Here is a 19,637-nt window from a genome sequence, read left to right as displayed (position 1 = left end):
ACATGACGTGAGCAGACGCGGAAAGATCGTTTGTACGCTTGGCCCGGCTACCAGCACGGATGAGACGGTGCGGGCCCTGGTCGAGGCCGGTATGGATGTCGCCCGGCTGAACTTCAGCCACGGTGATTACTCCGACCACGAAGCTTCCTACAAGCGGGTGCGGGCGGCATCGGACGCCACGGGTCACGCCGTGGGCGTGCTCGCCGACCTGCAGGGCCCCAAGATCCGGCTGGGCCGGTTCGCCGACGGGCCGACCTACTGGGCTACCGGCGAATCGGTGCGGATCACTGTCGATGACTGTGAGGGCGACCATGACCGGGTATCGACCACCTACAAACGGCTGGCCGAGGACGCTCGACCGGGCGATCGGGTGCTCGTCGACGACGGCAATGTCGGCCTGAAGGTCGACGAGATCGACGGCAACGACGTCGTCTGCACGGTTACCGAGGGCGGTCCGGTCAGCAACAACAAGGGCATGTCGCTGCCGGGCATGAACGTGACGGCGCCGGCCCTGTCCGAGAAGGACATCGAGGATCTCGAGTTCGCGCTGCGGCTCGGTGTGGATCTGGTCGCGCTGTCGTTCGTCCGGTCGCCCGCCGACGTCGAGCTGGTTCATGAGGTGATGGACCGTGTCGGCCGGCGCGTCCCGGTGATCGCCAAGCTGGAAAAGCCGGAGGCGGTCGAGAACCTCGAGGCCATCGTGCTCGCGTTCGACGCGATCATGGTGGCGCGCGGCGACCTCGGCGTGGAACTGCCGCTCGAAGAGGTGCCGCTCGTGCAGAAGCGCGCCATCCAGATGGCAAGGGAGAACGCCAAACCCGTCATCGTCGCCACCCAGATGCTGGAGTCGATGATCGACAGCTCGCGGCCCACCCGGGCCGAGGCGTCCGATGTAGCCAACGCGGTGCTCGACGGGGCCGACGCGGTGATGCTCTCCGGTGAGACCTCGGTCGGCAAGTATCCGTTGGAGGCCGTCAAGACGATGGCCCGCATCATCAAGGCGGTCGAGGACAACTCGGTGTCGGTGCCGCCGCTGACCCACACCCCCCGCACCAAGCGCGGCGTGATCTCGTACGCGGCCCGCGATATCGGTGAGCGGCTGGACGCCAAGGCACTGGTGGCGTTCACCCAGTCCGGAGATACGGTGCGCCGGTTGGCCCGGTTGCACACCCCGCTCCCGGTGCTGGCGTTCACCGCGCTCCCTGAGGTGCGTAGCCAACTGGCGCTCACCTGGGGCACCGAGACGTTCATCGTGCCGGAGATGTCCAACACCGACGACATGATCCGTGAGGTCGACAAATCGCTGCTCGAGCTCGGCCGCTACAAGCGCGGTGAACTGGTGGTCATCGTCGCGGGCGCTCCGCCGGGCACAGTAGGCTCCACCAATCTGATCCACGTGCACCGCATCGGCGAGGACGACGTCTAGCGAGAGGTCGTCAGCCACACGGCGCCGGCAAAAGATCTCGAAAGGCATTCCTTGACACACCCGGATTTCGAGGAGCTGCTGGCTGTTCTCGATCTGAATCGCGTCGACGACGATTTGTTCATCGGTGCGCATCCGAGCAAGAACCCGGTGCGCACCTTCGGTGGTCAGATGATCGCGCAGGCGTTCGTCGCCGGTGGCCGCACACTGGAGCACAAACTGTCTCCGAGTGCGTTGAACGCGCATTTCATCGCCGGTGGTGATCCAGAGAAGGATCTGGAGTTCCACGTCGTGCGGCTGCGGGACGAGCGGCGCTTCGCCAACCGCCGGGTCGATGTCATGCAGGACGGCAACCTGCTGACCACAGTGATGCTGTCCTACATGAACGCCGGCCGGGGGCTGGAGCACAGTGTGCCCGCACCTGAGGTTCCGCATCCGGAGACCTTGCCCAAGATCGATGAGCTGTTACGCGGCTACGAGGAGACGGTGCCGTTGTTCGTCGAGGCGTTGCGCCCGATCGAATGGCGGTACACCAACGATCCGGCCTGGGTGATGCGGGACAAGGGCGGCAAGCTCGACCACAACCGGGTGTGGCTCAAGACCGAAGGCGTGATGCCCGAGGATCCGGTGCTGCACGGTGCGGCCCTGGTGTACTCGTCGGACACCACGGTGCTCGATTCGATCATCACCACGCACGGGTTGTCGTGGGGCTTCGACCGGATCTTCGCCGTGACGATGAACCATTCGGTGTGGTTTCACCGGCCTGTCAAGTTCGACGAATGGGTGCTCTACTCCACCACCTCGCCGGTGGCGGCCGAGTCCCGCGGCCTGGGCACGGGACACTTCTTCGACGCCTCGGGCCAGTTGTTGGCCACGGTGGTGCAAGAAGGCATCGTCAAGTACTTCCCCGGCACGGCGAAGGCGTGAAGTCGCTCAGCGGCTAGGCGTCGGCGTCACGCCGAACGAATCCTCGACCCGCCGCTCGAACTCGTTCTCGCACCGCTGCTGGGCCGCGGTGTCGTCGCCGGCCTGCTGCAGGCAGTGCATGTACTCGCGGCCGCCGACCTCGTCGAACCATCGTTGCCCGAAGTACACCCAGATCCCGATGAACACCAGGGACAACACGCAGGCGACCGCGCCGAGCGCGATTCCGGTTACAGCGACTCCGCCGTTGGTGGCTTCGCCACGCCGGTAGCGCCCGTGGGCGAGGAAGCCGAGGATCACGGCGGTGACCCCGAAGATCACTCCGCCGATCACCGACCACGTCAGCAGCAGCGCGAAGATCGCGATCACCAGGGCCGCGATGCCCAGACCGTTGGCGGGGGCGCGCGGCGCGGGCTGCATCGGGTACGCGCCATATGGCGGCGCCGGTGGGTATGGCCCCGGATACGCGCCGGGGGGCGGGCCGTACGGGTATGTCGGTGGCGGGGGAGCTCCGGCCTGCTGCGGCTCGTCGTCAGACCCGGGCGGGGTGGATCGCTCGTCGGTCATGTCTGTGAGGCTACTCGCCGACAGCCGTGCCTGGCTGTGGACAACGGACCACGGGGCAGTCGAGCGTGTCCGGAAGATGATGCGTGGCCACGACGACCGCTCGATCTGCGCCGAACCACTCACCGGGAGTGAGGATTTCGGCGAGCACTCGTTGTCCGTCGCCGGCGTCGAGGTTCTCCGTAGGCTCATCGAGCAGAACGACCGAGAAATCTGACAGCAGCACCCTGGCCAGGAGCAGTCGGCGGCGCTGACCGGCCGACAGCGCGGTGTGACCGCCTTCGAGTACCGTGGCCAAGCCCTCGGGCAGGCCGGACAACCAGTCGGCGAGGCCGACTCGCTCAAGCGCCGAGAGCAGTTCGGCATCGGTGGCATCCCCGCGGACCACGAGGAGATTGTCGCGCACCGTGGTTTCGAAGATGTGTGCGTCCTCGGCGAAAAATGCTGCCCGCCTGGAGTTTTCGTTGAGTCTGTCGGCCATGGCCATCAGCAGCGTGGTTTTGCCTGAGCCGCTCGGGCCGACCACGGCGAGGCGCCCTCCGGCAGGCAGATCGACCGGGGCGACCTGTGGTCGCCGGCGGGCCTCGGGGTCACCATGGGTGAGTGCGAGCAGGCGCCGGGCCGCGATGCGCGACTTGGTCAGCCCGATGGCTGCGTCGGGAAGGGCGGTGGTCGCCTCGAAGGCGGACAACGGCAACAGCATGAGGATCGCCAGGGTGGTCGGTGCGGCCGTGGTGGCCAGTGCGATGCCTGCGGCGACGGCTCCCAGGACACTGGCGCCGATGGCGAGGCTCGGCATGGCGGCGGCTAGGGCTGCGGGCAAGGCTGCGCGGTCGGCGGCCCGGCCCCAGTCGCGGTGGCGTCGGTCCACGGTGGCGATCACCTCGTCGAGTCGGCCGCTGACGCGCAACTCGGGGGCGTATTCCAGCGCGAGCATGGCGGCGGCGTCGCGGTCGCTACGCTGCTGAACCGCAACCGATTCCGCAGCGGCCACCGCGCGGGCGGTGATGGCGGGTGCCACGGCTCCGGCGACCAACAGACACAGGCCTAGCACCGCCGCGGCACTCGGCGAGATCAACGCGATGACACCGACGGACACCGTGCTGAGCACAATGGCAACGACGATCGGCAACACCGAACGCACCACCACGTCGGCCAGTTCATCGACCGAGCTGCCGACCCGGGCCACCAATTCACCGCTGGGCAGTCTCATCGCATCGTCGTCCGGGGCCGCGGCGAGCTTGCGGTACAGGCCGCTGCGGGCATTGGCCGCTGCCCGCAGCGCCGTGTCGTGGGCCGCCAGTCGTTGGCAATAGCCGAGGACGCCGCGTGAGATACCCAGCGCCCGTACCGCGACCACGGCCACCGAAAGGTCCAAGATCGGGGGCATCTGCCAAGCCCTGGTGATCAACCAGGCCGAGACACCGGCAAGGGCCAACGCGCTGCCGAGCGAAAGAACACCGAGAACGCTTGCCAGGATCAGTCGGCTCAACCGCGGCCGCAGCAGCTCCACTGCCAGGAGCAGGAGGGGATCACGACGAAACATGTGCAGCACCAATCGTGATCACCTGGTCGGCGATGGCCAGTACGGGATCCCGGTGTCCGACCACCACCACCGTGGCACCGGCGCGGGCGCGGGCAACGACTGCCTGCAGCACTCGCTGCTCCATCGCGGCGTCGAGGTGGGCGGTGGGTTCGTCGAGCAGTAGCAGCCGCGCGGATGACCCAAGGGCCCTGGTGAGACCCAGCCGTTGTCGTTGGCCCAGAGACAAGCCGACGCCCGTACGGCCGATGTGGGTGTTGAGACCGTCAGGCAGATCGTCGAGTACGTCATCGAATCCGGTGTCGCGGCAGGCCCGCTCCACATCGTCCAGCGGCCCCAGCAGTTCCAGGTTTTCCAGCACGGTCCCCGGAATGAGGACGGGACGGTGCGGAAGCCAGGCGATGTGGCGCCACCACGTGGTCAGATCCAGGTCGCCGACGTCGACCCCGTCCACCCGCACCGGGCCCGATGGAAGTGTCGCCAATCCGATAATCGCTTGCAGCGCAGTGGATTTCCCGGCGCCATTCGGTCCGGTGAGAACTGTCACCCGGCCGGGTTCGATTGCCGATCCCAGACCCTCCAGCTCGATCGTCGGTGCGCATGCGGACACCTGCACGCCGCCTTTGGTCGGGGTTTGCGTTTCGCACAGCCGGAACGCCTGTTCGGCTGCGGTCTTGCCATCCTGTGCCGCATGGAACGCCGCACCCACCCGGCGCAGCGGCCAGAAGACCTCCGGCGCCAACAGCAGGACGGTCAACCCGGCCGTCAGTGTCACCTCGCCGTAGACCAGGCGCACACCCACGCTCACCGCCACCAAGGCCACGCCCAGGGTGGCCAGCAACTCTAGAACCAGCGAGGACAGGAAGGCGATCCGCAACGTCGCCATCGCCGAACGGCGGTGGGCAGCGGCCAGCTCGGTGATCCGCTGAGCGGAGCCGGCGGCGCGGCCGACCGCCCGCAGTGTCGGGATTCCGGCCACCAGATCGAGCAAGCGGGCCTGCAGCGTGGTCATCGAGGCCAGCGCGGCCGCCGAGCGTTCAGCGGTGACCAGCCCGATGAGCACCATGAAGATCGGGATCAGGGGCAGCGCGATGACCACGATTGCCGCGGCCTGCAGGTCATAGCAGGCCATCACGATCACCGCTACCGGCGTGAGGACCGCTGCCTGCACCACCGCGGGCACATAGCCGGTGAAGTACGGCCGCAGGCCGTCGAGGCCGCGCGTCACCACCACCGCGGCGGCATCACGATCGGCTGCCAATCTCCTTGGCGGCAAGGCGGTCACCGAGCGCAGCACCTGGCCGGTGAGTTCGCCGATCACCGCTGTCGCGCCCCGTTGTGACAACCGGCCCTGGAGCCATTGTGCGGTTGCTCTCAGCACCCACAGCGCACTGAGGCCGATGATGGCGGCACCGTGTCGGGTCGCCGAGCCCGGATCGGTGATGGTGCCGGCGACGATGTGGGCCAGCACCACGGCCGCGGCAATGGTGCTGGCGCTGATCGTCACCCCACACGTCACTGTCGCCAGGAGGTGACGCCGCAGCGCCGATGTCGACCCGGTGGCGCCGCGGACGCCGAGTGCACGCCAGAGGTTCAGACCGACCGCCGTGACAGTCCGATGGGGGCGGGGATGCGATCCGCGGAAATCCGTTTCCGGAAGACCCAGTACGTCCATCCCTGGTACACCAGAACCAGAGGCAGCAGCGTCAACGACGCCCAGGTCATGATCTTCAAGGTGTACGGGGTCGACGAGCCGTTGTAGATGCTCACGCCCCACTCCGGATCGAGGGTGGACGGCAGCAAGTAGGGGTACATCGACCCGAACAGCAACATGACCACGGCCGCCACGACTATCACGGTGGCGATGAACGCCCAGCCCTCCCGGGACCGCGACCACATCAATGCCACCGAAACCAGCAGCGCGATCACCGCGACCGCTAGCGGCGCCCACGTCCACGGCTTCCCGTATTCCAGCTGTGTCCACAACCCGAAGCCCCCGGCCAGCAGGATCACCGGCAGAGTCAGTAGCCGGGCGAACCGGAAGGCGTCATCGCGTATGGGCCCAGCGGTTTTCAAGGCGATGAACACCGACCCGTAGAACGCGAACAACGAGGCCGTCGCGAGCCCACCGAGCAGGGTATACGCATTGAGTATGTCGCCGATTCCGGCATGAACCCGATGGTCGGCGTCAATCGGCAAGCCACGCAACAGGATTGCGAACGCGACACCCCAGAGGATGGCCGGCAACCACGAGCCGACGGCGATACCGAGGTCGGCATACTTCCGCCACTTGGTGTCGTCGATCTTGCCGCGCCACTCGATACCAACGATGCGCAGGATCATCCCGAACAGAATCGCCAGCAGCGGCAGGTACAACGCCGAGAACAGGGTGGCGTACCAGTTCGGGAAGGCGGCGAACATGGCCGCGCCCGCGGTGATCAGCCACACCTCGTTGGCATCCCACACCGGCCCGATGGTGTTCAGGACCGCTCGCCTGCGGCTTTCCGGATCGCCCTCGCCCGCGCTGCCCAGCGGGGCCATCAGCATCCCGACGCCGAAGTCGAATCCCTCCAGTACCACGAATCCGAGGAACAGGACGGCGATGAGGATGAACCAGAGTTCTTGGAGTCCCATCTGAGATCAGTCCTCTCAGTACGCGAAAGACAATGGGGCGGATTCGTCCTCGTCGGGCGGAGTTGGCGGGGCCGGCTCGGAATCGTGCTCCAGAGGCCCTTCGGTCACGTAACGCCGCATGAGCCAGAACCAGACAACTGCGAGGACGCCGTAGAGCAAGGTGAACACCGCGAGGGAGAAGAACACCGTGCCGGCCGAATGGTCCGAGACACCCTGTTGCACGGTCAGCCGGACCATTTGGTCGCCGGTCGGATTCGGTACCACCACCCAGGGCTGACGCCCCATTTCGGTGAACACCCAGCCCGCGGAATTGGCCAGGAACGGCGTGGGCAGGGTGATCAGAGCCAAAGTGCCGAACCACCGCTGATCGGGGAGCCGTCGTCCGCGGGTCATCCACAGCGCCACCAGTGCGAACGCCAGTGGTATCAGCATGAGCCCGATCATGGCCCGGAATGACCAGTAGGTGACGAACAGGTTCGGCCGGTAGTCGCCGGGTCCGAACTTGGCTTCGTACTTCTGCTGTAGGTCGTTGACACCTTCGAGGGTGACGCCGCTGAATTTGCCCTCGGCCAGGAAGGGCAGCACGTAGGGAACTTCGATTACGTGAGTCACGCTGGCGCAGTTGTTGTGCGTGCCGACGGTCAGCACCGAGAAGTCCGGATCGGTCTGGGTGTCGCAAAGCGATTCGGCCGAGGCCATTTTCATGGGTTGCTGAACGAACATCAGCTTGCCCTGGACATCACCTGTGAAGAACAACACCACCACCGCGGCCAAGGCCACGACGCTGCCCAGAATCGTTGCGGGCCGGTACATTCCGGCGGATTCGGCTCCGAGGTCTGCGGCCGGGGCGTCCAGCGCCTCGCGAGCGGCCTTGCGCCGGTCCCGCACCATCAGCCACGCACTCACGGCAGCGACGAAGGTGCCCGCGGTGAGCAGCGATCCGGCGACCACGTGCAGGAATGCCCAGATCGCGGTGTTGTTGGTCAGCAGAGCGCCGAAGTCGATGAGCTCTGCCCACCCGCTCTCCGGGTTGAACTTCGCCCCGACCGGGTGCTGCATGAACGAGTTGGCCGCGATGATGAAGAAGGCCGACGCGTTCACGGCGAAGGCCACCATCCAGATGCAGAACAGATGCACCGCGCGCGGCAGCCGAGTCCAGCCGAAGATCCACAATCCGATGAACGTGGACTCGACGAAGAACGCGACCAGGCCTTCGAATGCCAGCGGTGCTCCGAAGATGTCGCCGACGAAACGCGAGTATTCGCTCCAGTTCATGCCGAACTGGAATTCCTGCACGATGCCGGTGGCCACACCGATCGCGAAGTTGATGAGGAACAACTTGCCGAAGAATCGAGTCAGGCGGTACCAGCTGTCGTTGCCGGTGACCACCCACATCGTCTGCATGACCGCGATCAGCGGCGCTAATCCGATAGTGAGCGGAACGAATATGAAGTGGTAGACGGTGGTGATGCCGAACTGCCACCGCGATACGTCCAAAGCGTCCATCTGGTCCTACTTCCGAGGTCTCAGACCAATCTACGACGGAGTGTAGTAGATGCTCGGGAACCAGCCACTGGCCATGACCGGTGTGTTACGTCACGCCGCCCCCTGGGATGAGACGGCGGCGAGTTTTTTGGCGTCGCTGCGGATTCCGAATGCCGAGATCACCTCGAACACCCCGACCACGATGAGGATGATGCCGGTCACCTGGGTCAGCGCGACCAGACCCTCAAGTGGAGCGACGAACATGATGATGCCTGCGATCACGCTGATGACGCCGACGACGATCTCCCAGATGCGCCCCGGCAGCGAGGGATCTCCGATGGCTGACATCGCGGTTGCGACGCCGCGGAAGATGAACCCGACCCCGATCCAGATCGCCAGCAGGTCGACCGAATTCTGCAGGTTGACGAAGCACAGCACTGCGAGCACCAGTGCCGCGGCGCCGCCGATGAACAGCAACACCCGGCCGCCGACCGACGACCGGATGCTGAACGCCAGCACGAGCTGCGAGATACCGGTGATCAACAGGTAGGCGCCGAAAAAGATGGCGGTGACGAAGATTGCTGCTCCGGGACGGATGAAAACGAGGATGCCCAGGAGGATCGCGAGGATGCCGCCGACTAATGCAGACTTCCACAGGTGCGGCAACAGGCTTGGGGCAGCGGTGCTTTCCATGGTCGCAGTGTGGCATACGCAGCGGCCCTGAACACGGATTTTACGGTACGGCTGTGGTGTCGAACCATGCTCGTTAAGGTTCCGTTACCGGCGCTGCACCCCCGGCCGGGGGCCGTTAACGTCTCCGATTTGGGATAGCCCGACTACAGCCGCAGACGAAAGAGAAGAGGCAATCGTGACTGTTGGATGTCGTCCCCGACGAAGCAAGTTGTGGCGTTTCGCGGTGGTCGTCGCCGCGAGCGGTGCACTCGCCATGTCGGGTTGCGCGAGCAATACCGAATCCGGTGGATCCGAAACCAAGGCGACCACCGCGGCAAAGGTTGAAAAGGTCGACGCGATCGCCAACACGCTGCCGGAGCCGATCAAGTCGAGCGGCAAGCTGATCGTCGGCACCGACCCGTCGTACCCGCCCAACGAGTTCAAGGACCCCGCCGGTCAGATCATCGGCTTCGACGTCGATTTGATGAACGCGATCGCGGCCACCCTGGGCCTGACACCGGAATACCGGGCGTCGTTGTTCGACAAGATCATTCCGTCGGTTCAAGGCGGGAATTACAACGTCGGCATGTCCTCGTTCACCGACTCGAAGAAGCGTGAAGAACAGGTTGACTTCGTGACCTACTTCAACGCCGGCTCGGCGTGGGCGCAGAAGGTCGGTGCGGGGATCAACCCGGAGGATGCGTGCGGCAAGAAGGTCGCCGTGCAGACCGCCACGGTTCAGGACACCGAAGAAATGCCCGCGCGCAACGAGAAGTGCCTCAACGCGGGCAAGCCCGCAATCCAGGTCGTCAAGTTCGACGATCAGACGGCGGCCACGAGTGCCGTGATGCTCGGGCAGGCGGACGCCATGTCGGCGGATTCGCCGGTGACGGCGTACGCGATCAAACAGAGCAACGGAAAGCTCGAGGAGGCGGGGGAGATCTTCGATTCCGCGCCTTACGGCTGGGCGGTGCAGAAGGGTTCGCCGCTGGCCGCGTCACTGCAACAGGCACTTCAGCACTTGATCGACAACGGTGTCTACAAGCAGGTAGCCGCCAATTGGGGTGCGGAGAACGGGATGATCGAGAAGCCGGTCGTCAACGGTGCGATCAGCTGAGCCGCCGATGAGTGACGCATCGCCGCCGGCCGCCATTGACGCTGTTCCGCTACGGCACCCGTGGCGGTGGGTGGCGGCGATCGTCATACTCGTCCTGCTCGGGTTGTTCGTCTACGGTGCGGCGACCAACGAGGCGTACGGATGGGACACGTACGCCAGGTACCTCTTCGACCAACGCATCTCGGAAGCAGCCTGGAACACGCTGCAGCTGACCATCTACTCGATGGTCTTGGCCCTGATCCTCGGTGTGCTGCTCGCGGTGATGCGGCTCTCGCCGAACCCGGTGCTCAAAGCGGTTTCCTGGACCTATCTGTGGATCTTCCGCGGCACGCCGATCTACGTGCAGTTGGTGCTGTGGGGCCTGGTCCCGGTGATCTACCAGAACATTCAGATCGGTGTCCCGTTCGGTCCGCGGCTGTTCGAATTCAGCCTCTCGGATCCGAACGTCTTCTGGCTGGCGGTGCTGGGTCTGGGTCTCAACGAGGCCGCCTACATGGCCGAGATCATCCGCGGGGGCCTGATCTCGGTGCCCGAAGGTCAGACCGAGGCGTCGATCGCGCTCGGCATGTCATGGGGAATGACCATGCGCCGCACCGTTCTTCCCCAGGCGATGCGGGTCATCATCCCGCCGACCGGCAATGAGTTCATCAGCATGCTGAAGACCACGTCGCTGGTCACAGCGGTTCCCTACAGCTTCGAATTGTACGGTCGCTCAAAAGATATCGGCGTCGCGCTGTTCGAGCCGGTGCCGCTGCTGCTGGTGGCCTCCACCTGGTATCTCGCGATCACCAGTGTGCTCATGGTCGGGCAGTATTACCTCGAGCGGCACTTCTCGCGGGGTGCCTCGCGCAAGCTCACCTCCAAACAGCTCGAGGCGTTGGCCAAAGCGCAGATGGGAGAACCACATCCATGACCGCCGCCGCCGAACCGATGGTGCGGGCCGAAAGCGTGTGTAAGAACTTCGGCGCCTTGCACGTCCTCAAGGGCGTCACCCTGGACGTCGGCAGGGGCGAGGTGTTGTGCATGGTCGGCCCGTCAGGTTCGGGCAAGTCGACGTTCTTGCGCTGCATCAACCATCTTGAGCAGGTGAACGCCGGCCGGCTCTACGTTGACGGAGAGTTGATCGGCTATCGCGAACGCGGCGGCAAGCTGCATGAGATGGCCCCGCGAGATGCCGCCCGGCAGCGCCGCGACATCGGCATGGTGTTCCAGCATTTCAACCTGTTTCCGCACCGCACCGCGCTGGAGAACGTCATCGAGGCGCCCATTCGGGTCAAGAAGGTGAAGAAGGAGGCTGCGGTGGCCCGGGCCAAAGACCTGCTCGACCAGGTCGGGCTGGCCGCCAAGGCGGACGCTTATCCGGCCCAACTGTCGGGTGGGCAGCAGCAGCGGGTCGCCATCGCCCGGGCACTGGCGATGAACCCCAAACTGATGCTGTTCGACGAGCCCACCTCGGCACTGGATCCCGAATTGGTCGGTGAAGTACTGGCAGTCATCAAGAAACTCGCGGGCGAGGGCATGACGATGGTGGTGGTCACCCACGAGATGGGCTTCGCGCGCGAGGTCGCCGACAAGCTGGTGTTCATGGACGGCGGCGTCATCGTAGAGAGCGGCCCGCCGCGCGAGGTGATGGCCAACCCGAAACACGAACGCACAAAGGAGTTTCTGTCGAAGGTGATGTAGCGTCGAAGTCGTGGTTTCGGCACGAGATGGCGTCTTTGTCACTGTCGGGGAACTTCGTGACCGCATCGCCTCGGGCGCTGAAGTCACCGTGCTGGATGTGCGGTGGTCACTGCCTCAACCAGACGGTCAGCAGGCCTATCTCAACGGTCATCTGCCCGGCGCCGTCTACGTCTCCCTCGACGACGAACTGGCCGATCACCGCATCACCGGCCGTGGCCGCCATCCGCTGCCCGCGGGGGCCGATCTGCAGTCCGCGGCGCGTCGTTGGGGAGTGCGCAACGGTGTACCCGTCGTCGTCTACGACGACTGGAACAGAGCCGGGTCGGCCCGAGCCTGGTGGGTGCTCACCGCGGCCGGCATCGACGGGGTACGCATTCTCGACGGCGGCTTGGCCGCCTGGTCGGCGGCAGGTGAGCCGCTGCAAACCGGCCCGGTAACGCCCGAACCCGGCGACGTCACCGTCGTTCACGACGACCTCTACCACGGGGCGCTGCGCACCCTGACCGCAGAACAGGCGCAGTCCGGGGTGGGGGTGTTGTTGGACGCGCGGGCGCCAGAGCGCTTCCGCGGTGAGCTGGAACCAGTGGACCCGGTAGCCGGCCACATCCCCGGCGCCGTCAATCTGCCCAGCACCCAGTTGCTTTCCCCGGACGGCACGTTGCTCCCGGACGCTGGTCTGCAGGCGTTGTTCGCTGATCGCGGGGCGACCGCGGGAGCAGATGTGGGTGCCTACTGCGGGTCGGGGGTGACAGCGGCGCTCGCGGTGGCCGGCCTGGCTGCCGCCGGGGTGAATGCGGCGCTCTATCCCGGGTCGTGGTCGGAATGGGCGTCCGACCCGGACCGGCCGGTGGCTCAGGGCGAGCAGTAGGCCGACGCGCGAAATCGATGCGCCCGGCCCCCGGCCGGCAACTTTATGCTGGGCAAATGCAGCGCCGTCATGACCCGGTCACTCCGTTATGGCGTGCCGCGCAAATCTTTCGGCTGCTGAGCTGCCTGTACGCGCTGGGGTTTCAGATCGCGGTCAACGACGACCTGGCGCGACCGGTGCTCGCCGGTGTGCTGTGTGCTGTGCTGATCGCCTGGAGCGTCGCGTGTGCGGTCGCCTACCTACAGGGCTTCGGCCGCCGCCCGGCCTGGGTGATTGCCGAGATCGCGGTGGTCCTGGCCCTGATGTTGTCGACGGAGTTGGTGGCGTCGGAACACTGGATCGCCGACAACCAGTCGTGGCCCACCACCTTGTGGGCGACGAATGCCACCATTTCGGCAGCGCTGCAGTTCGGCCCGGTCGGGGGGATGGCGGCCGGCCTGGCGGTGATGGCGGCAGCGGCTGCGCTCAAGGGTTATGTCAGCATCAACCTGGGCCGCAATGCCACCGTGGTCATCGAATTGGCCGTGGGCTTGGCGGTGGGAATGGCCGCCCAGACCGCACGGCGCGCACATGCGGAGTTGGAGCGTGCGGTGCGGTTGGCCGCCTCGCTGGAAGAGCGGGAACGCTTGTCCCGCCGAGTACACGACGGGGCGATTCAAGTGTTGGCGCTGATGTCCCGGCGAGGACGCGAGATCGGTGGTGAGGCAGCCCAACTGGCTGAACTGGCCGGCGAGCAGGAGCGCGCGCTACGCCGACTGGTCAGCGCACCTGATCCGGACGTGCACGCCGGTGGTGCCACCGACATCGGGGCTCTGCTGCGCGCCCGAGCCTCGGACCGGGTATCTGTCAGCCTGCCGGCAGAGCCGGTTCTGCTGGATTCGGAAGCCGCCCAAGAGCTGTTCGCCGCTGCGGCCAACGCACTCGACAACGCGGCTGCGCACGCTGGGCCCGATGCCCGGGTCTTTGTGCTGCTCGAAGATCTGGGGGATTCGGTCACGGTGAGTATCCGCGACGACGGCGTGGGTATCGCCGAAGGAAGGCTCGACGAGGCGGCCCGGGAAGGCCATGTGGGAATCGCGAAATCGATTGTGGGCCGCATGGATTGGTTGGGCGGCCGCGCGCATTTGCACACCGCGCCGGGATGCGGCACCGAATGGGAGCTCACGCTGCCTCGGCTGGGCCGTGCCGCGAGCGAGAAGGGACAGGCATGACCGAGACTGCGCTGCGGGTGATGGTCGTCGATGATCACCCGATCTGGCGGGATGCGGTGGCGCGCGATCTCGGCGATGAAGGATTCGATGTGGTGGCCACCGCGGACGGAGTGGCATCGGCGCGCACCCGCGCCGGCGTCGTTCAGCCTGACGTGGTGGTGATGGACATGAGCTTGTCCGACGGCAGCGGTGCTACCGCAACCGCGGAAGTGCTGACGGTGTCACCGTCGTCGCGGGTGCTGGTGCTGTCCGCCTCTGACGAGCGCGACGACGTCCTGGAAGCGGTGAAGGCCGGAGCCACGGGGTATCTGGTCAAGAGCGCGTCGAAAGCCGAACTGACCGCAGCGGTACGGGCCACCGCCGAGGGCCGCGCGGTGTTCACCCCCGGCCTGGCCGGACTGGTGCTCGGTGAGTACCGACGCATCGCGCAACGGCCCGACGACGGGCCCGCTACGCCGAGCCTGACCGAGCGGGAGACCGAGGTGCTGCGCTATGTGGCAAAAGGATTGACGGCCAAACAGATCGCCACCCGTCTGTCGTTGAGCCACCGCACGGTGGAAAACCACGTCCAGGCGACGTTCCGGAAACTGCAGGTGGCCAACCGCGTCGAATTGGCCCGCTACGCCATCGAACACGGCCTCGACGAGTAGTCCTACTCATCACGGCATCCGATTTCGTTGCCACGATGAGCGTATGAGCGAACCTCATCGTGTTGTGATCGCCAGGATGTCGTCGGATCTGGCTGCGATCTCGGCCTATATGAACCGGGTGTACGCAGATCTGGACGCGCTGGGCCGCATGCTCGATCAGCCGCCCGCGCCCGTGCCCGCGCCGTTGACCACACCTACGGTGCCGGTGCCGGTGCCCGCTGCTCGCCCCGAGCGATCAGAAGGATGGATCGGCAAGGCGCTCGCGGTGGCTGGGGTGACCGTGACGCTCACCGGCGTGGTGTTGCTGCTGGTGCTGGCGGCGCAGGCCGGAGTTCTGCGCCCCGAGGTCCGGGTTGCCGCGGGCGCTGTTCTGGCTGCAGGACTGGTGGCCGCCGGATGGTGGCTCTATCGCCGCCCGGGTGGCCGGGTCGGCGCGATCGCTTTGGCTGCGACCGGTGTCGCCGCGGCGTACATGGACGTGATCGCCGTGACCACGATCTATGGCTGGGTGTCGGCGCCGGCCGGCCTGACGTTGGCGGTGGCGATCGGAGGCGGCGGCCTGATGCTGGCACGTCGGTGGAACTCCGAACAGCTGGGCTTGCTGGTGCTGGTACCGCTCGTTGTCCTGGCACCGGTCGTGACCGACGGCGTGACGCTGTTGCTGATCGGTTTCATGCTCGCCCTGTCAGCTGCCACGCTGCCGCTTCAGTTCGGCCGGGACTGGCTCTGGTTGTATGCGGCGCGCGTGGCCGCGCCGACGCTGCCATTGTTGATCGCGCTGGCAGCGGCCTCGATCGATGGCAGGCATGACCTGGTGGTTGCGATGACTTGCGGGCTCGCAGCTGTAGTGGCGTTGGCGGGCGGGGTGGTGGTGCTGCGCTGGACCACCAGGCCTTCGGCGACGGCGATTTTGACAGCCGGTGGCGTGCTTCCGGTGCTGGCGGTGGGCGCTGCCGTCGATCGTGTGATCGCAGCGCTGCTGGTGGCGGCGCTGGCAGCGGCACTGGTAGCGATCGTCGCCCTCGGCGACAGGCTGCCTGGCGTGGTCGTCGCGGTTCGCGCGGTGTGGTCGGTGCTGGCGGCAGTCGCTGCGCTGATCGCGGTGTTGGTCGCCTTCGATGGGCCAGTGGCCGGGCCGGTGCTGTTGGCTATGGCCGCGGTGGTCGCTGTGGGCGGGCGTCACCAGGGCGTTGCGCGGCCGATCGCTGTCGGGCTGGCCGCGGTGGGCAGCGTGGTCTACCTTCAGTACGCTGCACCGGACATTTTGCTTCACGGCACCAAAATGTCTGCAGGACTTGCAGTTTCGGTGCTGATCGGCAGCGTGATGGCGGTCCTCGCCGCTGCTGCGATCTCCTGGGCGTGGTCGGTCGACGGCGCGGATCAGGAGGTGGTCCGGTTGGTGTGGATGGTCGGGGCCGTGACGGCGGGATATGCGGTGACGGCCTTCACCGTCACCGCCGGAGTTCTCATCGGGGGCACCGGGGCCGGCTTCTTCGGTGGGCACATGGTGGCGACCATCTGCTGGATCGCGGTGGCAGCCGGGTTGCTCGGCTACGCCGCGCGGCGCCCCAGAGCCGAGCGATCCCTGCCGATCGGCGGCGGAATGGCGCTCGTGACGGCAGCCATGGCGAAACTGTTCCTGTTTGACCTGGGAACTCTCGACGGAATGTTCCGGGTCGCGGTATTCATCGTGGTCGGGTTGGCGCTGCTCGGCATGGGGGCCGGATATGCGCGACTGCTCAATCAGCAGGATCAGGTGGCCGGTAAGCAGTCGACGTGAGCGTCGCCACATCTTCTCTATTCTGGATTGATTCCAGATTGGATGCTGTTGACCATGGCATGAGTACACGTCGAAACGAATCCGATATCCAGGGCTTCCAGGCCGTGCCGGAACTCGGCTGTCATCTGCAGCAGGTGCTCGTCGACCTGATCGAGCTCGGAACGCAGGGTAAGCAGGCCCACTGGAACGTCGTCGGCACCAACTTCCGGGACCTGCATCTCCAGCTCGACGAAGTGGTCGATTTCGCCCGAGAGGGCAGCGACACCATCGCCGAGCGGATGCGCGCATTGGACGCTGTCCCCGACGGCCGCTCGGACACCGTCGTGGCGAGCACGACGCTGCCCCAGTTTCCCGCCTACGAGCGGAGCACCGACGAGGTGGTCGACCTCATCACCACGCGGATCTACGCCACCGTCGGCACTCTCCGTGGCGTCCACGACTCCGTAGATGCACACGATCCGACTACCGCCGACATCCTGCACCAGCTGATCGATGGTCTGGAGAAACTGGCGTGGCTGGTCAAGTCGGAGAACCGCAAGGTCTAAGCCCCGGTCGGCGGCACCACCGAGGCGGTATGCGCCGGGCTCGCACTCTCGAGCCGGTCGCGTACCGCCTCGTCGCGGTGCCCGACGAGGTACCAGGTGTGCATCAGGCCCTTGCCCTTGATCTCGACATCGCCGCGTTCCTCCAGCACAAAGGCGTGGCTGATTCGGTCATAGACGTTCTGCGGCACCTGAATACGGCCGGCGACGTCGGTTGTCTCCATCCGTGAGGCAACGTTGACGGCGTCGCCCCACACGTCATAGAAGAACTTGCGGGCCCCGACGACTCCGGCGACCACAGGACCGGCCGCCAGACCGATTCGCAGCGGCACTGCGCGGCCTCGCGGATCCTTCAGGTCGGCGACGGCAGCGGCCAGATCGAGGGCCAGGCAGGCCAGCGCCTCGATGTGATCGGCCCGCGGCTTGGGCACGCCCGCGACCACCATGTAGGAGTCGCCGCTGGTCTTGACCTTCTCCAAACCGTGCCGGTCCACCAAAGCATCGAGATCGGTGTAGAGGCGGTCCAGAAAACGCACCAGCTCTGTCGGAGTGATATCGCTGGAGCGCTCGGTGTAGCCGGCGATGTCGGCGAACAGGATTGAGGCATCGTCGTACTTGTCGGCGATGATCGTGCGCGACGGTTCCTTGAGCCGCTGGGCGATCGGGGCCGGAAGGATATTGGCCAGCAGTTGCTCGGACCGCTGATATTCGGCTTCCATCGCCTGCTCGGCGCGGGCAATCTCACGTAACGACATCCATACCGTGGCAAACACCATTACTCCGGCTGAGACTGCCGACAGGACGAAGCCCGCAGTCAGCGCCCACGGTGGCCCCAGTCCGCGATCGTGAGGAACCAGGATCTCCAGCACGATCGCGGCCGCAACCGCCAGCGCCGCCAGCGTCCCCGCCAGCACGATGCGCTCGATTCCCAACACCAGCAGCGCCAGCGATGCCGCCACCACGAAGTAGAACTGCAGTCCCGAGCCGGTCCCGACCGCAAAGCACATCGTCGACACCGACACGTAGGCGAACAGGAAAAACGCCAGGGGTGCGATCAGTTCGCCAAACCGGTAGAGCAGCGGCACCAGCAGGAACAACGCCGCGGATGCGAGGTTGACGAACCCTAACCGCCACATCGGCCCGCCGAGAAACAGTTGGAAGACCCCGAACCCGCCGGATACCGCGGCGGCGATGCACGTCGCGATGGTCAGCACTCGCAGTCGGCTCGACGCGCTCTCGGCGTAGTGCCGGGTGCGGGCCGGAACGCGGTTGTTCAGCGCCATCTCGGGTATGCAAACCGACCGGCGGAACTCACTGACCACCACGGACAAAGGGTATCGCCGCCACCCCGGCGCCTCGGCTGACATTGACGCGACCGCTATTTGCCATCACGGTCCAGCAAATCCGGCGGCATTTCGGTATGTCACAATGGGAACTTGTTCCAGTGCGCGCGGACATTCTGCCGCGATTTCTTCTGGGGGGATCTAATCGTGGACCGTTCATGGGTGCGTAACACCGCAGCAGGCTGCGCAATCGCTTGCGGTGCCATGGTCGCGGGGCCGGGGGTGCTCGGCACAGCCGTGGCCTCGGCGGATCTGTTCGGAATCGACGTCGACGTTCTTCACATCTTCGGCCACCACAAGGACAAGAAGAAGAAATCCGACCACCGTGCCAAGGTCGGTAACGAGCGCACCGGCGGGTCCAAGAAATCGAACGGCAGCCTCGGCGGGCCGAACGCATCGGCCGGCCCGAAGGCCAAAGTCGGTGCGAGCGACTCCTCGGCGTCGAGCGGTCCCACGGCGAAAGTCGGCTCCAGCCAGACATCGACATCGACATCCACATCGACAGATGGTGCGGCTTCGACAAATCGTGCGGCGTCGACTGACGAGGCCCGGCAGTCGGCCGGTGTGACGGGAACGACCGGGCAAGCCCCCTCGGCGCTCGTATCGGTCGCGACGGCGCAAGCTCCGTCGGCCGTCGTATCCGGCGGCGGGGGAGGCGGCGGTGGAGGGGGATCCACCAACGGCAATATCGGCCGGGCCCCCAACTTGGCGCCAGTGCCGACCGCCCCGCGCAGCCGAGAAATCGTGATCCGGTCCACCCCGCCGAAAGCCCCGACCGCCCCGGCTCCGTCGGCACCCGCGGCACCGATTGCTCCGCCAGCACCGGTTGCGCCGGTCGTTCCAGTGGCGCCGGTGCCGGTGCTGGTTCCCCCTGTCCCGGCTCCGGCGGCACCGCCCGCGGGGGCGCCACCGTCCGCGCCGAGTGCGCCGAGCCTGCCCGCGCCCCGGTCCGAACCTCCGGCGGCGCAGCCACTTTCGGTGCCGGCCATCCCGGAGTCGTTCCGGATCGGCTACGCCGACTATCTGCGCACGGCCAGCACCTCCGATTTGCTGTTCGCCGTCTTGCCCGGCCTCGGCGGCATCGTGCTGATGACCGCGGCGGGCGGCGTGGTCGGTCTACGGCAGGCACGTGCCGCGCAGACGCTGCCGTCACCGCAGATCGCCCGGTTCCTGCCTTAACGGCTCATGCAGGGCGTAC

At 66.1% G+C, this 19,637-nt stretch carries 18 protein-coding genes; 11 read left to right on the top strand and 7 right to left on the bottom strand.

The window, feature by feature from the left end:
* The first annotated feature begins 7 nt into the window (after window positions 1-7).
* Together pyk and K6L26_RS17290 are read left to right on the top strand one after the other, a co-directional pair.
* Entirely contained in the window at window positions 8-1,426 is a 1,419-nt protein-coding gene (gene pyk, locus K6L26_RS17295; RefSeq protein WP_036387508.1) for a pyruvate kinase, read from the top strand.
* A gap of 51 nt (window positions 1,427-1,477) precedes the next feature.
* Window positions 1,478-2,350: an acyl-CoA thioesterase II gene (locus tag K6L26_RS17290; protein WP_036387506.1), complete on the top strand. Its 873-nt coding sequence runs from the start codon at window positions 1,478-1,480 to the stop codon at window positions 2,348-2,350.
* 6 nt (window positions 2,351-2,356) lie between these two features.
* Here the strand turns inward: K6L26_RS17290 and K6L26_RS17285 are convergent, their stop codons facing one another.
* From K6L26_RS17285 to K6L26_RS17260, 6 genes are all read right to left on the bottom strand, one after another.
* Window positions 2,357-2,914 carry a DUF4190 domain-containing protein gene (locus tag K6L26_RS17285; protein ID WP_064899672.1) on the bottom strand — a complete coding sequence of 186 codons (558 nt, stop codon included), beginning with the start codon at window positions 2,912-2,914 and terminating at the stop codon, window positions 2,357-2,359.
* 10 nt (window positions 2,915-2,924) lie between these two features.
* Window positions 2,925-4,457, bottom strand: a complete 1,533-nt coding sequence (locus K6L26_RS17280) for an ATP-binding cassette domain-containing protein (RefSeq protein WP_085141290.1) — start codon at window positions 4,455-4,457, stop codon at window positions 2,925-2,927.
* Window positions 4,444-5,997: a thiol reductant ABC exporter subunit CydD gene (cydD, locus tag K6L26_RS17275; protein WP_208862457.1), complete on the bottom strand. Its 1,554-nt coding sequence runs from the start codon at window positions 5,995-5,997 to the stop codon at window positions 4,444-4,446. The genes K6L26_RS17280 and cydD overlap by 14 nt, the downstream gene beginning before the upstream one ends.
* 50 nt (window positions 5,998-6,047) lie before the next feature.
* On the bottom strand, window positions 6,048-7,088 hold the full coding sequence (cydB, locus tag K6L26_RS17270; protein WP_019347952.1) for a cytochrome d ubiquinol oxidase subunit II: 1,041 nt from the start codon (window positions 7,086-7,088) through the stop codon (window positions 6,048-6,050).
* A gap of 15 nt (window positions 7,089-7,103) precedes the next feature.
* The gene (locus tag K6L26_RS17265) at window positions 7,104-8,594 is read right to left on the bottom strand and encodes a cytochrome ubiquinol oxidase subunit I (protein ID WP_221850913.1); all 1,491 of its coding nucleotides are present in this window, start codon (window positions 8,592-8,594) and stop codon (window positions 7,104-7,106) included.
* Between the two features lie 90 nt (window positions 8,595-8,684).
* On the bottom strand, window positions 8,685-9,266 hold the full coding sequence (locus K6L26_RS17260; protein WP_019347954.1) for an HdeD family acid-resistance protein: 582 nt from the start codon (window positions 9,264-9,266) through the stop codon (window positions 8,685-8,687).
* Window positions 9,267-9,474: 208 nt separating this feature from the next.
* Between K6L26_RS17260 and K6L26_RS17255 the strand changes: the two genes are divergently transcribed.
* From K6L26_RS17255 to K6L26_RS17220, 8 genes are read left to right on the top strand one after another with little or no spacing between them, the layout of a single operon-like run.
* On the top strand, window positions 9,475-10,362 hold the full coding sequence (locus K6L26_RS17255; protein ID WP_076211845.1) for an ABC transporter substrate-binding protein: 888 nt from the start codon (window positions 9,475-9,477) through the stop codon (window positions 10,360-10,362).
* A 7-nt stretch (window positions 10,363-10,369) separates the two neighbouring features.
* Window positions 10,370-11,275, top strand: coding sequence for an amino acid ABC transporter permease (locus K6L26_RS17250; protein ID WP_036387502.1), 906 nt, complete (start codon window positions 10,370-10,372; stop codon window positions 11,273-11,275).
* Between the two features lie 17 nt (window positions 11,276-11,292).
* Window positions 11,293-12,045, top strand: a complete 753-nt coding sequence (locus K6L26_RS17245; protein ID WP_036389782.1) for an amino acid ABC transporter ATP-binding protein — start codon at window positions 11,293-11,295, stop codon at window positions 12,043-12,045.
* Between the two features lie 10 nt (window positions 12,046-12,055).
* Window positions 12,056-12,913: a sulfurtransferase gene (locus tag K6L26_RS17240; protein ID WP_076211843.1), complete on the top strand. Its 858-nt coding sequence runs from the start codon at window positions 12,056-12,058 to the stop codon at window positions 12,911-12,913.
* A 56-nt stretch (window positions 12,914-12,969) separates the two neighbouring features.
* A complete protein-coding gene (gene macS, locus K6L26_RS17235) occupies window positions 12,970-14,124 on the top strand; it encodes a MacS family sensor histidine kinase (protein ID WP_019347415.1) in 1,155 nt (384 codons plus the stop codon).
* On the top strand, window positions 14,121-14,774 hold the full coding sequence (locus K6L26_RS17230) for a response regulator (protein ID WP_036387497.1): 654 nt from the start codon (window positions 14,121-14,123) through the stop codon (window positions 14,772-14,774). Before macS ends, K6L26_RS17230 begins: the two co-directional genes overlap by 4 nt.
* A 43-nt stretch (window positions 14,775-14,817) precedes the next feature.
* On the top strand, window positions 14,818-16,554 hold the full coding sequence (locus K6L26_RS17225) for a DUF2339 domain-containing protein (RefSeq protein ID WP_221850911.1): 1,737 nt from the start codon (window positions 14,818-14,820) through the stop codon (window positions 16,552-16,554).
* A 59-nt stretch (window positions 16,555-16,613) separates the two neighbouring features.
* A complete protein-coding gene (locus K6L26_RS17220; RefSeq protein WP_221850909.1) occupies window positions 16,614-17,099 on the top strand; it encodes a Dps family protein in 486 nt (161 codons plus the stop codon).
* Here the strand turns inward: K6L26_RS17220 and K6L26_RS17215 are convergent.
* Window positions 17,096-18,379 (bottom strand): adenylate/guanylate cyclase domain-containing protein, encoded by a 1,284-nt coding sequence (locus K6L26_RS17215; RefSeq protein WP_221850907.1) that lies wholly within the window; start codon window positions 18,377-18,379, stop codon window positions 17,096-17,098. The two genes, K6L26_RS17220 and K6L26_RS17215, sit on opposite strands and share 4 nt — an antisense overlap.
* Before the next feature lie 222 nt (window positions 18,380-18,601).
* Between K6L26_RS17215 and K6L26_RS17210 the strand changes: the two genes are divergently transcribed.
* A complete protein-coding gene (locus K6L26_RS17210) occupies window positions 18,602-19,618 on the top strand; it encodes a hypothetical protein (protein ID WP_245008607.1) in 1,017 nt (338 codons plus the stop codon).
* Window positions 19,619-19,637 lie beyond the last annotated feature (19 nt).

The organism is Mycobacterium farcinogenes, assembly GCF_019739075.1.
GTDB classification, from domain to species: Bacteria; Actinomycetota; Actinomycetes; order Mycobacteriales; family Mycobacteriaceae; genus Mycobacterium; species Mycobacterium senegalense.
The sequence above is the reverse complement of the archived record's forward strand: the minus strand, read 5'-3'. Positions and strand labels throughout refer to the sequence as shown.

What these genes read in the sequence shown, in the direction of transcription:
- K6L26_RS17285 (WP_064899672.1), bottom strand. Translation starts at nt 2,914, where the DNA reads ATGACCGACGAGCGATCCACCCCGCCCGGGTCTGACGACGAGCCGCAG.
- K6L26_RS17280 (WP_085141290.1), bottom strand. Translation starts at nt 4,457, where the DNA reads ATGTTTCGTCGTGATCCCCTCCTGCTCCTGGCAGTGGAGCTGCTGCGG.
- cydB (WP_019347952.1), bottom strand. Translation starts at nt 7,088, where the DNA reads ATGGGACTCCAAGAACTCTGGTTCATCCTCATCGCCGTCCTGTTCCTC.
- K6L26_RS17265 (WP_221850913.1), bottom strand. Translation starts at nt 8,594, where the DNA reads ATGGACGCTTTGGACGTATCGCGGTGGCAGTTCGGCATCACCACCGTC.
- K6L26_RS17260 (WP_019347954.1), bottom strand. Translation starts at nt 9,266, where the DNA reads ATGGAAAGCACCGCTGCCCCAAGCCTGTTGCCGCACCTGTGGAAGTCT.
- K6L26_RS17250 (WP_036387502.1), top strand. Translation starts at nt 10,370, where the DNA reads ATGAGTGACGCATCGCCGCCGGCCGCCATTGACGCTGTTCCGCTACGG.
- K6L26_RS17245 (WP_036389782.1), top strand. Translation starts at nt 11,293, where the DNA reads ATGGTGCGGGCCGAAAGCGTGTGTAAGAACTTCGGCGCCTTGCACGTC.
- macS (WP_019347415.1), top strand. Translation starts at nt 12,970, where the DNA reads ATGCAGCGCCGTCATGACCCGGTCACTCCGTTATGGCGTGCCGCGCAA.
- K6L26_RS17230 (WP_036387497.1), top strand. Translation starts at nt 14,121, where the DNA reads ATGACCGAGACTGCGCTGCGGGTGATGGTCGTCGATGATCACCCGATC.
- K6L26_RS17225 (WP_221850911.1), top strand. Translation starts at nt 14,818, where the DNA reads ATGAGCGAACCTCATCGTGTTGTGATCGCCAGGATGTCGTCGGATCTG.
- K6L26_RS17220 (WP_221850909.1), top strand. Translation starts at nt 16,614, where the DNA reads ATGAGTACACGTCGAAACGAATCCGATATCCAGGGCTTCCAGGCCGTG.
- K6L26_RS17215 (WP_221850907.1), bottom strand. Translation starts at nt 18,379, where the DNA reads ATGGCGCTGAACAACCGCGTTCCGGCCCGCACCCGGCACTACGCCGAG.